This window comes from Dickeya fangzhongdai, assembly GCF_002812485.1.
Lineage (GTDB): Bacteria > Pseudomonadota > Gammaproteobacteria > Enterobacterales > Enterobacteriaceae > Dickeya > Dickeya fangzhongdai.
Genome location: NZ_CP025003.1, coordinates 4967836 through 4982172, shown reverse-complemented (window position 1 = coordinate 4982172; position 14337 = coordinate 4967836). Strand labels below are relative to the sequence as shown.

The 14337-nt window shown below is 54.5% G+C and carries 13 protein-coding genes; 1 reads left to right on the top strand and 12 read right to left on the bottom strand.

The window, feature by feature from the left end:
• Window positions 1-39: 39 nt before the first annotated feature.
• Window positions 40-1410, bottom strand: a complete 1371-nt coding sequence (gene glmU, locus CVE23_RS22320) for a bifunctional UDP-N-acetylglucosamine diphosphorylase/glucosamine-1-phosphate N-acetyltransferase GlmU (RefSeq protein ID WP_049855441.1) — start codon at window positions 1408-1410, stop codon at window positions 40-42.
• Between the two features lie 396 nt (window positions 1411-1806).
• Here glmU and pelX point away from each other — a divergent pair, with 396 nt between their 5' ends.
• On the top strand, window positions 1807-4011 hold the full coding sequence (gene pelX, locus CVE23_RS22315; protein ID WP_100850360.1) for a pectate disaccharide-lyase PelX: 2205 nt from the start codon (window positions 1807-1809) through the stop codon (window positions 4009-4011).
• A 128-nt stretch (window positions 4012-4139) separates the two neighbouring features.
• Here pelX and CVE23_RS22310 read toward each other — a convergent pair whose 3' ends face one another.
• The 11 genes from CVE23_RS22310 to mnmG all read right to left on the bottom strand — a co-directional run bounded on the left by CVE23_RS22310 (window position 4140) and on the right by mnmG (window position 14261).
• The gene (locus CVE23_RS22310) at window positions 4140-4553 is read right to left on the bottom strand and encodes a F0F1 ATP synthase subunit epsilon (RefSeq protein ID WP_026357867.1); all 414 of its coding nucleotides are present in this window, start codon (window positions 4551-4553) and stop codon (window positions 4140-4142) included.
• A 29-nt stretch (window positions 4554-4582) separates the two neighbouring features.
• A complete protein-coding gene (gene atpD / locus CVE23_RS22305; RefSeq protein WP_038920735.1) occupies window positions 4583-5965 on the bottom strand; it encodes a F0F1 ATP synthase subunit beta in 1383 nt (460 codons plus the stop codon).
• 48 nt (window positions 5966-6013) lie between these two features.
• Window positions 6014-6877, bottom strand: coding sequence for a F0F1 ATP synthase subunit gamma (gene atpG / locus CVE23_RS22300; protein WP_038920736.1), 864 nt, complete (start codon window positions 6875-6877; stop codon window positions 6014-6016).
• A gap of 53 nt (window positions 6878-6930) precedes the next feature.
• Window positions 6931-8472, bottom strand: coding sequence for a F0F1 ATP synthase subunit alpha (gene atpA, locus CVE23_RS22295; RefSeq protein WP_038664078.1), 1542 nt, complete (start codon window positions 8470-8472; stop codon window positions 6931-6933).
• A gap of 12 nt (window positions 8473-8484) precedes the next feature.
• Window positions 8485-9018, bottom strand: coding sequence for a F0F1 ATP synthase subunit delta (gene atpH, locus CVE23_RS22290; RefSeq protein ID WP_015848478.1), 534 nt, complete (start codon window positions 9016-9018; stop codon window positions 8485-8487).
• Window positions 9019-9032: 14 nt separating this feature from the next.
• On the bottom strand, window positions 9033-9503 hold the full coding sequence (gene atpF, locus CVE23_RS22285) for a F0F1 ATP synthase subunit B (RefSeq protein WP_013320159.1): 471 nt from the start codon (window positions 9501-9503) through the stop codon (window positions 9033-9035).
• A gap of 65 nt (window positions 9504-9568) precedes the next feature.
• Window positions 9569-9808 carry a F0F1 ATP synthase subunit C gene (gene atpE / locus CVE23_RS22280; RefSeq protein ID WP_004093904.1) on the bottom strand — a complete coding sequence of 80 codons (240 nt, stop codon included), beginning with the start codon at window positions 9806-9808 and terminating at the stop codon, window positions 9569-9571.
• Between the two features lie 48 nt (window positions 9809-9856).
• On the bottom strand, window positions 9857-10648 hold the full coding sequence (gene atpB / locus CVE23_RS22275) for a F0F1 ATP synthase subunit A (RefSeq protein WP_038664082.1): 792 nt from the start codon (window positions 10646-10648) through the stop codon (window positions 9857-9859).
• 22 nt (window positions 10649-10670) lie between these two features.
• Entirely contained in the window at window positions 10671-11054 is a 384-nt protein-coding gene (gene atpI, locus CVE23_RS22270; protein ID WP_049855440.1) for a F0F1 ATP synthase subunit I, read from the bottom strand.
• Window positions 11055-11674: 620 nt separating this feature from the next.
• On the bottom strand, window positions 11675-12295 hold the full coding sequence (gene rsmG / locus CVE23_RS22265) for a 16S rRNA (guanine(527)-N(7))-methyltransferase RsmG (protein ID WP_049855501.1): 621 nt from the start codon (window positions 12293-12295) through the stop codon (window positions 11675-11677).
• A gap of 76 nt (window positions 12296-12371) precedes the next feature.
• Complete coding sequence (mnmG, locus tag CVE23_RS22260; RefSeq protein ID WP_038920738.1) at window positions 12372-14261, bottom strand: tRNA uridine-5-carboxymethylaminomethyl(34) synthesis enzyme MnmG; 1890 nt, start codon at window positions 14259-14261, stop codon at window positions 12372-12374.
• Between the last annotated feature and the right edge of the window lie 76 nt (window positions 14262-14337).

The window sequence follows — 14337 nt, the reverse complement described above, 5'->3', positions numbered from 1 at the left end:
ACGCGTCAGCGAAGATCGCAGCATCCGAGGGGGGTAAGACTATTTTTTCTTCACCGGACGTTTCCAGCCCGTGATATGGGTCTGTTTGACGCGGCTGATGACCAGTTCATTTTCACCCACATTACGGGTTACCGTAGTGCCCGCCGCGATGGTTGCGCCGTTGGCCACCTTGACCGGCGCTATCAACTGGCTATCCGAACCGACGAACACGTCGTCGCCGATAACCGTCTGGTGCTTGTTGGCGCCATCGTAGTTACAGGTAATGACGCCCGCGCCGATGTTCACGCCCGCGCCGATATCAGCGTCGCCGAGGTAGGTCAGATGACCGGCCTTCGACCCTTTGCCGAGACGCGCTTTCTTCAATTCGACAAAGTTGCCTACGTGCGCGTCCTCTTCCAGCACCGCGCCGGGGCGCAGGCGGGCGAACGGGCCGATAGTACAACGCGCTTCCAACACTGCGTTTTCCACCACGGTGTAAGGGCTGAGTTCGCAATCGTCGCCGATCACGCTATTTTTGATCACGCAGCCCGCGCCGATTTTAACCCGATGACCCAGCGTCACCCGGCCTTCCAGAATGACATTGGCATCGATCGTCACATCACGCCCGTGTTCCAGTTCGCCACGCAGATCGAAACGGGCCGGATCTAGCAGCATGACGCCAGCCAGCAACAACTGCTCGGCTTGCTCGCGCTGATAAGTGCGCTCCAGCGTCGCCAGTTGCAGGCGGTTGTTGATGCCTTCCACTTCGCTCAACCGCGATGGCTGCACCGCCACCACGCGCTGGCCTTCCTGCGCCGCCATGGCGATGATATCGGTAAGATAATATTCGCCCTGCACATTGTGATTATTGAGCTGGCTTAACCAACGCTTCAAATCACGGCCGCCCGCCACCAGAATGCCGGTATTGATTTCATTGATCGCACGCTGCTGCTCGGTGGCGTCTTTGTGCTCAACGATCCCCACCACTTCGCCGTTGTCCCGCACAATACGGCCGTAACCGCTGGGGTCGGCCAGATTGACGGTCAGCAGGCCAATCCCGCCTTGCGGCTTGGCCGCCACCAGACGTTGCAGCGTTTCAGGGGAGATAAGCGGCACATCGCCGTACAGAATCAGGATGTCTTCGTTATCGTCAAAACCGTCGGCCGCCTGCTGCACCGCATGACCGGTTCCCAACTGCTCGGCCTGCAATACCCAGTTAAGCGACGTTTCCGTCAGCGTTTCCCGGATCAGATCCGCGCCATGCCCGTAAACCAGGTGAATGCGCCGGGCGCCAACGTCCATCGCGGCATCAATTACATGCTGAACAATGGGTTTACCCGCCAGAGGGTGGAGGACTTTGGGAAGATCGGAATACATGCGGGTTCCCTTGCCGGCGGCGAGGATAACCACACTCATTGCACTGTTTGACATAGGCATCCTGACTAAAAACTGAATGGTGTCCCGCTGAAGGCGGACGAACGAAAGTAAACCCGTTATCGCGCCGGATTACTACATATTTTTCAGCGAAAAATACGTCTCAGAGCCAATCCGGGGCTGAAAAAATACAGTCATCAGAGTTTACCCAACCCGGCAGGATTTGGGTAATGCGAAACGCGCTCGCCGCCGGTTTTCTCCGACCGTGCTCAGACATAAAACACGCGAGGAATACAAACCGCTGTTTCATAAAATCGAGACCGGGATAACAAAATGAAACTAATTGTTTCATCAGGTGAATTCTGCCGTTCAGTTTGTGAAGCAGCCAAAAGAAACAGTGTTTCATTTTTTGACATAATGCGCCGATCAATAACAAATAATGATGGGGAAAACATGAAATACGCTGCTTCGGGGCTTCTCTCTGTCGCCCTAAATTCTTTTTTGCTTCTGGGTTCCAATACCGCCGTTGCCGCCACTCAGGATACCGCGCCAGTCTGGCATAGCATCGCGTTCGGCCAGTCCACGGATGTGAATTTCGCGACCAACGTCCTGCCGGACAAGGTGGGCGTCAACGACGTCACCATCAACGGCAAAAAGCTGACAGTAAATGACAAGGTCGACCTGTCCGCGCCGATCACTATCGAAAGCCGGGGAGGAAAAATCGCCAATACGCATGACGGCTTGACCTTCTTCTACACGCAGTTGCCCGCCAACGTGAATTTCACGCTGCAATCCGATGTGACGGTCGATCAGTTCGGCCCGGAAAGCGACGCCAAACCCAACGCTCAGGAAGGCGCCGGCCTGCTGGTGCGCGATATTCTCGGCGTACCGCGTCAGGAGCCGTTGAAAGAGGGATACGAAGAGTTTCCGGCGGCATCGAACATGGTGATGAACGCCATCATGACGCAGGATAAAAAATCGAAAACCGAAGTGAAGATGCAGCTCATCAGCCGCGATGGCGTTACGCAGCCCTGGGGTAATACCAACGCACAAATCACCCGCGCCAGCTATCAGGAAAAAATCAATCTGGAACAAACGCCAACGTTCCGCCTGAAACTGGAACGCACGGATGACGGCTTCATCACCTCTTATGCGCCCAAGGGCAGCGACCAGTGGGTCAGCAAGACGGTAAAAGGCGCGGATTTAGTCACTCATCAGGACAAGAATCACTACTATGTGGGGTTCTTCGCCTCCCGTAACGCGAAGATCACCATCAGCAATGCCAGTCTGACCACCAGCCCGGCCAACACCAAACCTTCCGCCCCATTCAAAGCAGAAGTCAATGCGCCGTTGTTGCAGGTTGCATCTTCCCCGCTCTCCGCCAGCGAGACCTACCCGGTACAGGCGCGGGTCAATTACAACGGCACTATTGAAGTGTTCCAGAACGGCAAATCGCTCGGCAAACCGCAAAAAATTCGCGCCGGCGATTATTTCTCTCTTACCGCGAAGCTGACGCAGCCTAAATCCGATTTCAAACTGGTTTACCTGCCGGGTGAAGGCGAAGACAAAACGGCGAAAGAAACCTCGTTCAGCGTGGAAAAAATCAAGCTGGCCGATGCCAAAAATCTGTATGTTTCTCCGGAAGGCAAAGCCGACAACAACGGCAGCAAGAACGCGCCGCTGGATATCAAAACGGCCATTAACGCCCTGCAGGCCGGCGGCACGCTGTGGTTGATGGACGGCGATTACAGCGCCACCGTGATTCCGGTCAGCGCCAGCGGCAACGCCAACGGAATTAAAACGTTGATGCCGGCCGGCAAAAAAGCGGTATTCCACGGGCTACAGCTCAACGCCAGCTACTGGAAAGTCAAAGGCGTTGAAATCACGGAAAAAAGCTTCCGTATTGAGGGCAGCTACAACCAGATTGAACGCGTGCTGGCGCACCACTGCGACAACACCGGTATTCAGGTTTCCTCCAGCGACAGCGTGGGTCGTCCGCTGTGGGCCAGCCATAACCTGATTCTGAACTCGGAATCGCACAGCAATCAGGATCCCAGCAAAAAAGATGCGGACGGCTTCGCCGTGAAAATGCGCGTCGGCGAGGGTAACGTGATTCGCGGCGCATTCTCCCATGACAATGTTGATGACGGCTTCGACCTGTTCAACAAAATTGAAGACGGCCCGAACGGGGTTGTGGTGATCGAGAATTCCATTTCGGTCAACAACACCAGCAACGGCTTTAAACTGGGGGGCGAAGGCCAGCCAGTGGCTCATCAGGTGAAAAATAGCATCGCTATCGGCAACCACATGGACGGGTTCAGCGACAACTTCAACCCAGGCGCGCTGCAAGTCACCAACAACATCGCGCTGGATAACGTTCGCTTCAACTTTATCTTCCGCCCAAGCCCTTACTATGGCCCGGAAAAACAAGGGATTTTCAAAAACAACGTTTCGCTGCGTACTCAACCCGGTAAGTATGACGATGCGGTGGTGGGCCGAGTGGATGCCAGCAACTATTTCATCAAGAATAACCGTGCGCTCAACAGTCAGGGCAAGGAGATCACCACGGCGAATTACAAATCCGTCGCGGTGCCGGCGGTCTTCAGTCGCGATGAAAAAGGCAATCTGCAATTGGGTGATTTTCTGAAGAAGAAATAACCGGCATAAATCTGAGGGCGCCAAAAGCGGTGCCCGTCAACACCAGCCCGACGGCGCGTCGGGCATAAAAAAAGCCAGCTGATTCAGCTGGCTTTTTTACATCTGCATGATGGTTACATCTGCATCTGTTACATCGCTTTTTTGGTCAGCTCAATGACGCGCAGCTTGGCAATGGCTTTTGCCAGATCGGCAGAAGCCTGAGCATAATCCACATCACCGTGTGAATTGCGGATATGCTCTTCCGCTCTGCGTTTCGCTTCCAGCGCACGCGCTTCATCAAGATCCTGCCCACGAATGGCGGTATCGGACAGCACGGTCACCATGTTCGGCTGTACCTCAAGGATACCGCCGGACAGGTAGATATACTCTTCTTCGCCGTGCTGTTTAACAATGCGCACCATACCAGGCTTAATGGCCGTGAGCAGGGGGGCGTGGCCAGGATAGATTCCCAGTTCGCCTTCGCTACCGGTCACCTGGATCTTCTGCACCAGACCGGAAAACATTGCCTGTTCCGCACTAACGACATCCAGATGGTAAGTCATAGCAGCCATATCACCCTCCTATCAAGGCGTTACAGTTTCTTGGCTTTTTCCACTACTTCGTCAATGGAACCAACCATGTAGAACGCCTGTTCCGGCAGGTGGTCGTATTCGCCTTCCATAATGCCTTTGAAACCACGGATGGTGTCTTTCAGCGTCACGTATTTACCCGGAGAACCGGTGAAGACTTCAGCTACGAAGAACGGCTGGGACAGGAAGCGCTGGATCTTACGCGCACGGGATACCACCAGCTTGTCTTCTTCAGACAGCTCGTCCATACCCAGAATCGCGATGATGTCCTTCAGTTCCTGGTAACGCTGCAGAATGGACTGCACGCCACGCGCCACATCGTAGTGCTCCTGACCCACAACCAGCGGATCCAACTGACGGCTGGTGGAATCCAGCGGGTCAACGGCCGGGTAGATACCCAGAGATGCGATTTGACGGCTCAGCGTTACAGTTGAGTCCAGATGCGCAAAGGTAGTTGCCGGAGACGGGTCAGTCAGGTCGTCCGCAGGCACGTAAACGGCCTGGATGGAGGTGATTGAACCTGTCTTGGTGGAGGTAATACGCTCCTGCAGCACACCCATCTCTTCCGCCAGCGTCGGCTGATAGCCTACTGCAGACGGCATACGACCCAGCAGCGCGGATACTTCGGTCCCCGCCAGGGTGTAACGGTAGATGTTGTCGACGAACAACAGAACGTCACGGCCTTCGTCACGGAATTTCTCCGCCATAGTCAGACCGGTCAGCGCCACGCGCAGACGGCTTCCAGGCGGCTCGTTCATCTGGCCATACACCAGCGATACTTTGTCGATAACGTTGGAGTCGGTCATTTCGTGGTAGAAGTCGTTACCTTCACGGGTACGCTCGCCCACGCCTGCAAACACGGAGTAACCGGAGTGCTCGATCGCGATGTTACGGATCAGCTCCATCATGTTTACGGTTTTACCTACACCCGCACCACCGAACAGACCGACTTTACCGCCCTTCGCAAACGGACAGATCAGGTCGATAACCTTGATGCCGGTTTCCAGCAGTTCCTGAGAGTTGGACAGTTCTTCATACGTCGGCGCCGCGCGGTGAATCGCCCAGCGCTCTTCTTCACCAATCGGCCCTTTCATGTCGACCGGTTCACCCAGTACGTTCATGATACGACCCAGCGTAGCCTTACCAACCGGTACTTCGATCGGATGCGCCAGGTTGGTGACTTTCAGACCACGACGCAGACCGTCCGAAGAACCCATTGCAATACAACGAACCAGACCGCCGCCCAGCTGCTGCTGCACTTCCAGCACCAGCTTCTCAGCCTCTTTCTCTACCTCAAGGGCGTCGTACACATTCGGTACGGCATCCTGAGGGAACTCGACGTCCACCACGGCGCCGATTACCTGGATAATCTTTCCAGTAGCCATCTTGAATCCTCTACGTAATTCGACAATACGTAATTCGTAAAACCTGATTTAAACCGCGGAGGCTCCCGATACGATTTCGGTGAGTTCCTGAGTGATGCTTGCCTGACGAGCCTTGTTGTAAACCAACTGCAGCTCTTTGATCAGGTTGCCGCCGTTATCCGTTGCGGCCTTCATCGCTACCATTCGCGCGGCCTGTTCACTGGCCAGGTTTTCTACGACGCCCTGATAAACCTGAGACTCCACATAGCGGCGCAACAGGGTATCCAGTAGCGACTTAGGATCGGGTTCATACAGGTAATCCCAGGATTTTTTCGTCAGCTCGCCCTCTTCCGCCGGAGGCAGCGGCAGCAGCTGAACAACTTGTGGAACCTGAGACATGGTATTGATGAACTTGTTGCTCACCACGTACAGTTTGTCCAGACGACCTTCGTCGTAGGCCTGCAGCATGACTTTCACCGGCCCGATCAATTCGGACAGCGAAGGGTTATCCCCCATGCCGGTAACCTGAGCAACAATGTTTGCGCCTACTGAACCGAAGAAAGAGACGCCTTTGGAACCAATCATCGCCAAATCGATCTCGGCGCCTTTTTCATTCCAGGCTTTCATTTCGCCCAGCAGCTTCTTGAACAGGTTGATGTTCAGGCCGCCACACAGGCCACGGTCGGTAGACACCACCAGATACCCGACGCGCTTGACGTCACGCTCTTCCAGGTACGGGTGTTTATATTCCAGATTCCCTAACGCAAGGTGACCAATCACTTTGCGTATGGTTTCCGCATAAGGACGGCTGGCCGCCATACGATCCTGCGATTTACGCATTTTGGAAGCGGCGACCATTTCCATCGCTTTGGTGATCTTCTGCGTGTTCTGGACGCTTCCGATCTTACTACGTATCTCTTTTGCGCCGGCCATCTTAGCTTCTCCTCAATGCCTAGCGGCCTGCCGTTAAGGCAGGCCACGGGGCGTTACCAGGACTGGGTTGCCTTAAAGGTATCGAGGATGCTTTTGAATTTACCCTCGATCTCATCGTTATAAGCGCCAGTCTGGTCGATCTGCTGCAGAAGCTCGCCGTGCTCACGGCTGGCATAGGCCAGCAGCGCGGCTTCGAAACTGCCGACTTTCGCCAGTTCAACGTCTTCCAGATAACCGCGTTCAGCTGCGAACAGCACCAGAGACTGCTGCGCAACGGACATCGGCGCATACTGTTTCTGTTTCAGCAGCTCGGTCACTTTCTGACCGTGGCTCAGCTGTTTACGGGTCGCGTCGTCCAGATCGGAAGCAAACTGGGAGAAAGCCGCCAGTTCGCGGTACTGCGCCAGCGCGGTACGAATACCACCGGACAGTTTCTTCATGATCTTGGTCTGCGCGGCGCCGCCCACACGGGATACGGAGATCCCGGGGTTAACCGCCGGACGGATACCGGAGTTGAACAGGTTGGATTCCAGGAAGATCTGACCGTCGGTAATCGAGATAACGTTGGTCGGAACGAACGCGGAAACGTCGCCAGCCTGCGTTTCGATGATCGGCAGCGCGGTCAGAGAACCGGTTTTCCCTTTCACTTCCCCTTTGGTAAAGGCTTCCACGTACTCGGCGTTAACACGCGCGGCACGCTCCAGCAGACGGGAGTGCAGGTAGAAAACGTCGCCCGGATAAGCTTCACGACCCGGCGGACGACGCAGCAGCAGGGAAATCTGACGATAAGCGACAGCCTGCTTGGACAGATCATCATAAATGATCAGCGCGTCTTCACCGCGATCGCGGAAGTATTCGCCCATAGCGCAACCGGCATACGGCGCCAGGTATTGCAGCGCAGCAGACTCGGAGGCTGTTGCCACCACCACGATGGTGTTGGACAGCGCGCCGTGCTCTTCCAGTTTACGCACCACGTTGGAAATCGTGGAGGCTTTCTGGCCGATAGCGACGTAAATACATTTAATGCCGGAATCGCGCTGGTTGATGATGGCGTCAATCGCCAGTGCGGTTTTACCGGTCTGACGGTCGCCGATGACCAGTTCACGCTGACCACGGCCGATCGGAATCATGGCGTCAACGGACTTGTAACCAGTTTGAACCGGCTGATCAACGGACTGACGGTCGATAACGCCCGGCGCGATGGTTTCTACAGGAGAAAATCCGTCGTGTTCCAGCGGACCTTTACCGTCGATCGGCGCACCCAGCGTGTTCACTACGCGACCCAGCAGGCCACGGCCAACCGGCACTTCCAGAATACGGCCGGTGCATTTTACTTTCATGCCTTCGGCCAGATCCGCGTACGGACCCATAACTACCGCACCGACGGAGTCGCGCTCCAGGTTCAGTGCGATCGCGTAACGGTTGCCCGGCAGGGAAATCATTTCACCCTGCATAACATCGGCCAGGCCGTGTACGCGAATGATCCCGTCACTGACGGAAACAATCGTACCTTCGTTGTGAGCTTCGCTCACGACGTTGAACTGAGCAATCCGCTGCTTGATCAGTTCACTGATTTCGGTGGAATTCAGTTGCATGCTCCAGTCCCCTTAAGACTGCAAGACGTCTGCCAGACGTTCCAGACGACCGCGAATACTGCCGTCTATCACCATATCGCCCGCGCGGATCACCACGCCGGCCATAACAGACTTATCAATTTTGCAATTCAGCTTCACTTTACGTGACAGACGTTGTTCCATCGCAGCGGTTATCCCGGATAACTGCTGCTCGCTCAACGTGGCGGCGGAAATCACCTCGACATCCACGGTCGATTCCAGCTCCGCGCGCAATTGAACAAACTGTTCCAGCACTTCAGGCAGCACCGGCAAACGTCCGTTTTCAGCCATAACCCGGATCAGGTTCTGGCCCGCTTCATCCAGTTGATCACCACACACGGTAATGAACGTTTGCGCCATGGTCTGGGGAGCGATGGCCCCGGCAAGCATCCCGGCAATATGTTCATTACGCGCAACCTCGGCGGCAAATGCCAGCATCTGCTGCCAGCGATCAAGCGCCTGGTTCTCAACGGCAAAGTCAAAAGCTGCTTTGGCGTAGGGGCGAGCTACCGTGACAAATTCAGACATCGGCCCCTCCCTCCTTACAGTTCAGCGACCAGTTTATCAACGATGTCGCTGTTGGCAGCTTCATCCACGGAACGTTCAATAATTTTCTCGGCACCGGCAATCGCCAGAATGGCAACCTGCTTACGCAACTCTTCACGGGCACGTTTGCGTTCGGCTTCGATTTCAGCCTGCGCCTGCGCCACGATTTTGTTGCGTTCCGCTTCCGCTTCCGCTTTGGCTTCGTCCAGAATCTGAGCACGCTGTTTGCTTGCCTGCTCGATGATCACCTGAGCTTCCGCTTTGGCTTTCTTCAGTTGGTCGGTCGCATTGGCCTGCGCTAAGTTCAGATCTTTTTTGGCACGTTCGGCAGAAGCAAGACCGTCAGCAATTTCTTTCTGACGCTTTTCAATGGCAGCCATAATCGGCGGCCATACATACTTCATGCAGAACCAGACAAACAGGACGAACGCAATGGCCTGGCCGAGGATTGTTGCGTTAAGATTCACAGCACAATGCCTCTTTCATGAGTTAAATGAGTCGATGTCTTTTTACCTGGTAAGCTCACGCTTACTTAGGCCACTGCGAACATCACGTACAGACCCAGACCTACCGCGATCATCGGGATAGCATCCACCAGACCCATAACGATAAAGAACTGTGTACGCAGCAGCGGGATCAGGTCAGGCTGGCGGGCAGCACCTTCCAAAAATTTACCACCCAGAATGCCGATACCGATTGCAGCACCGATTGCCGCCAGACCCATCATCACAGCGGCAGCCATGTACAGCAGATCCATACTCAGGTTTTCCATGACAGTCTCCAGTTTGTTTCAGTTAAAACGTTGTAGTGTTGTGAAAAATCAATGCTCTTCAGATGCCATCGAAAGATAAACAACTGTCAGAACCATGAAGATAAAAGCCTGCAGCGTAATAATCAGAATGTGGAAAATGGCCCAAGGCACATTCAGAATCCACTGTGACCACCACGGCAACAGACCGGCAATCAGGATGAAGATCAACTCACCCGCATACATGTTGCCAAACAGTCGCAAGCCGAGAGAAACCGGTTTGGACAGCAGGCTGACCCCTTCAAGAATCAAGTTGATGGGAATAAAAACAGGATGATTGAACGGTTGCATGGTCAGTTCTTTGACGAACCCGCCCACGCCTTTCATTTTGATGCTGTAGAACAGAATCAGGATGAATACGCCCAGCGCCATAGACAGCGTGACGTTCACGTCGGCGGAAGGCACCACACGCAGGTAAGCATGCGCAGGATCATGACCAAGAGCGCTATAGATATGCGCCCAGATTTGCGGCAGCAAGTCGATAGGCAACAGATCCATCAGGTTCATCATGAAAACCCAGACGAAAACGGTCAGCGCCAGCGGTGCGATCAGCTTGCTTTTTCCATGGAACATGTCGCGCACGCTGCCATCGACAAATCCCACCACCAGTTCGACCGCCGTTTGCAGTTTACCCGGAACGCCGCTGGTCGCGGTCTTGGCAACCTTGCGGAAGATCGCCAGAAAGAGTACGCCGAGCACCACGGAGAAAAACATCGAGTCGACGTTAATCGCCCAGAATCCCGTGCCCACCTGCAAATGGGTCAGGTGGTGACCGATATACTCTTGCGGAGTAGATGCAGACATGATGTCTCTTACCCTTTTGTTGTTAACTACGGTAACGGTTAATTACAGCCGGTGCCACGATCTGCGTGATCAGCACCACTAAGTACGTCAGGCCAAGCGGAAAAAATGCCGCATGAAACACACCCAACGCCACCACCAACAGCACGATGGTGAAGAGCATTTTCAGCGCTTCCCCAACGGCAAACGACCAGGCTACCCGACCTTCCGGTGGCTTGTCCGTCTGATGCCGCACGGCAAACAGTATGAACACCATGTTTGGCAGCCAGGCTGCCAACCCCCCAGCCAGTGCGGAAACGCCCGCCTTAACGCCGCCAACGCAAAACACCGCGCTGACAACGAGAATCACCGTTAGCTGCAACAACAGTGACAATCGGGCTATTTTCCCACTGTAAAGGGATACAGACATGACGATTCTCCGTACCTTTTCAGAGGTATGCTGAATGACCGTATAAAACTGCCTTTGCAGTACCGAGTCAAGCAGCGAAAAACGAGCAAATTATACGGGTCATCCATGCGAATTCAATCGATAAGTAGCAAAAAGGTGAACGATTATTTAAATTTATTTCCGAAGCCTTATTTTCACCAACTATCCCCGAAGTCCATTTTGGAGACCCGGCGCATCCGACGCCGACAATATGTGATATTTCTCACATAAAATTGAACTAGTGCTTTTATATCTGAATTGATTTTTTTTTGTCTTTAGCAAAAAAAGCCATTTATCTTTTTTAATTTCAATAATTTAAAAAAGAACATTCACAAAACAGCACGAATACAGCCTCAAAACCATCTATTGACAAGCAGGATATTTTTTTCTCATGTTTTTAACACAGTTTTGCCATCAAATCCCTTTAGAAACATGAAAGCATTCTGCCGCCAGATCGATTTTCTTTCCCCGCGATAGAAGGTTATACAGCAGAGTTGTAAAATTTCAGTGAATGCGGAAGATTACTCAGGTCATTATTTCATTTTTAGCTATCAGCCTGAGAATCTTACAACTATTCATGATTTTTTTGATAAATGACAAAATCAGTTGGGCTTAAGCACCACCAGATGTCGTTCCCCTTCCAGTTCGGGAACCGACAGAGGAAACACGTTCTCGACCGTCACGCCCTGCGGCAGCAATCCCATCTCTTCATGCGGAACAATGCCTTTCAGAGCATAAAAACGCCCCTGCGGACGCGACGGCAAATGATGACACCAATTCACCATATCCTGCAGCGACGCGAAGGCCCGGCTAATAACGCCGTCAAACGGCGGTTCTGCCGGAAAATCCTCCACCCGGCTCTGCACGGGTTCGATATTGCCCAGATTCAGCTCATGCTGAACCTGACGCAGGAAACGAACCCGTTTTCCCAGGCTATCCAGCAGGACAAAATGCGCATCCGGGCGGGCGATAGCCAGCGGCACGCCGGGCAGGCCGGGGCCGGTGCCGACGTCGATGAAACGGTTTCCGACCAGATGCGGCTCAACCACCAGGCTGTCCATGATATGGCGGATCAGCATCTGCTCCGGTTCACGTACCGATGTCAGGTTATAAGCCTTGTTCCATTTGTGGAGTAACGCTACATACTGAAGCAACTGGTCTTTCTGCCGGTCGGTCAGCGCCATTCCGGCGCGCTGCAGCAGGCTGTTGAGTGTATCGAGCACGAATGAATCCTGATTGTCGGTTAATGCAACATGGCCGCGAAAAGCGGCCATGCGTCAACGTAAGCGGTAGCGTTTCTCAGGCGCTGCGGCGCAGCATACCCTGTTTTTTCAGCCAGACCAGCAGAATCGAGATGGCGGCGGGCGTGACGCCGGAAATACGCGATGCCTGACCAATCGATCCCGGTTTGTGATCGTTAAGTTTGGCGATCACCTCGTTTGACAAGCCGGTCACCTGACGATAATCCAGATCTGCCGGCAGCAAGGTGTTTTCGTTGCGCAGCTGCTTTTCGATCTCATCCTGCTGGCGGGCGATATAGCCTTCGTATTTGACCTGAATCTCCACCTGCTCGGCTGCCTCGGCATCACACAACGCCGGCGCGAACATCGGTAACCCGGTCAGTTGCGCGTAATCCATTTCCGGGCGTCTTAACAGCTCTTCGCCATTGGCCTCGCGCGATAACGGCGATTTCAGCAGGCTGTTGATCTGCTCTACGCCTTCAGACTGCGGGTGGACCAGCACATCGCGCAGACGCTGGCGTTCTTTCTCGATATTTTCCAGCTTCTCATTGAAACGCGCCCAGCGTTCGTCATCCACCATGCCCAGCTCGCGACCCATCGCGGTCAGGCGCAGATCGGCATTATCTTCGCGCAGCATCAGGCGGTATTCGGCGCGGGAGGTAAACATGCGATAAGGTTCTTTCGTCCCCAGTGTACAGAGATCATCCACCAGTACACCGATGTAGGCCTGATCGCGGCGCGGCGTCCAGCCTTCCTGATCAAACGCCAGGCGAGCGGCGTTCAACCCCGCCAGCATCCCCTGCGCCGCGGCTTCTTCGTAACCGGTAGTGCCGTTGATCTGCCCGGCGAAAAACAGATTGTGGATAAATTTGCTTTCCAGCGTCGGTTTCAGGTCACGCGGGTCAAAATAATCATACTCAATGGCGTAACCCGGTCGAACGATACGCGCGTTCTCCATGCCGTCCATAGAGCGAACGATTTGCCACTGCACATCGAACGGCAGGCTGGTGGAGATGCCGTTCGGGTAAATTTCGTTACTGGTCAGCCCTTCCGGCTCCAGGAAAATCTGGTGCGCATTACGATCGGCAAACCGCATCACCTTGTCTTCGATCGACGGGCAATAGCGAGGGCCGATCCCTTCGATCACCCCGGCATACATCGGACTGCGATCCAGATTGCTGCGGATCACGTCGTGGGTACGTTCATTGGTGTGGGTGATGTAGCACGGCATCTGCGCCGGATGTTCGCTGGCTTTGCCCAGAAACGAGAAGACCGGCATCGGATCGTCGCCATGCTGCGGCGTCAGAACGCTGAAATCGATGGTACGAGCGTCGATACGCGGCGGCGTACCGGTTTTCAGACGGCCGACGCGTAACGGCAACTCGCGCAGACGGTGCGACAGAGAAATGGAAGGCGGATCGCCGGCGCGCCCGCCGCTGTAGTTGTCCAGGCCAATATGGATCTTGCCGTCCAGGAAGGTGCCAACCGTCAGCACCACGGCTTTGGCGCGGAATTTAAGCCCCATTTGGGTAACCGCGCCGACGACACGATCGTTTTCCACAATCAGATCTTCCACCGCCTGCTGGAAGAGCGTCAAGTTGGGTTGGTTCTCCAGCGCGGTGCGTACCGCCTGACGGTACAATACCCGGTCTGCCTGAGCGCGGGTGGCGCGTACCGCCGGGCCTTTGCTGGAGTTTAGTATCCTAAACTGAATACCGGCGCGATCGATCGCGCGCGCCATCAGGCCGCCCATGGCATCGATCTCTTTTACCAGATGACCTTTCCCGATACCGCCGATCGCCGGGTTGCAGGACATCTGGCCCAGCGTATCTATGTTGTGCGTCAGTAAAAGGGTTTGACGTCCCATTCGGGCTGAGGCCATAGCGGCTTCAGTGCCCGCATGACCGCCACCGATCACGATGACGTCAAAAGGATCCGGATAAAACATGGTGCTACACCTCGCCTGGTTGCGAACGATCGTTACTTGCCCTGGGGTGGGGGATTCTACTTAAGTTTGTGCCGTC

What these genes read in the sequence shown, in the direction of transcription:
- pelX (WP_100850360.1), top strand. Translation starts at nt 1,807, where the DNA reads ATGAAATACGCTGCTTCGGGGCTTCTCTCTGTCGCCCTAAATTCTTTT.
- atpB (WP_038664082.1), bottom strand. Translation starts at nt 10,648, where the DNA reads ATGTCTGCATCTACTCCGCAAGAGTATATCGGTCACCACCTGACCCAT.
- CVE23_RS22310 (WP_026357867.1), bottom strand. Translation starts at nt 4,553, where the DNA reads ATGACTTACCATCTGGATGTCGTTAGTGCGGAACAGGCAATGTTTTCC.
- mnmG (WP_038920738.1), bottom strand. Translation starts at nt 14,261, where the DNA reads ATGTTTTATCCGGATCCTTTTGACGTCATCGTGATCGGTGGCGGTCAT.
- atpG (WP_038920736.1), bottom strand. Translation starts at nt 6,877, where the DNA reads ATGGCCGGCGCAAAAGAGATACGTAGTAAGATCGGAAGCGTCCAGAAC.
- atpD (WP_038920735.1), bottom strand. Translation starts at nt 5,965, where the DNA reads ATGGCTACTGGAAAGATTATCCAGGTAATCGGCGCCGTGGTGGACGTC.
- atpH (WP_015848478.1), bottom strand. Translation starts at nt 9,018, where the DNA reads ATGTCTGAATTTGTCACGGTAGCTCGCCCCTACGCCAAAGCAGCTTTT.
- atpE (WP_004093904.1), bottom strand. Translation starts at nt 9,808, where the DNA reads ATGGAAAACCTGAGTATGGATCTGCTGTACATGGCTGCCGCTGTGATG.
- atpA (WP_038664078.1), bottom strand. Translation starts at nt 8,472, where the DNA reads ATGCAACTGAATTCCACCGAAATCAGTGAACTGATCAAGCAGCGGATT.
- glmU (WP_049855441.1), bottom strand. Translation starts at nt 1,410, where the DNA reads ATGTCAAACAGTGCAATGAGTGTGGTTATCCTCGCCGCCGGCAAGGGA.
- atpI (WP_049855440.1), bottom strand. Translation starts at nt 11,054, where the DNA reads ATGTCTGTATCCCTTTACAGTGGGAAAATAGCCCGATTGTCACTGTTG.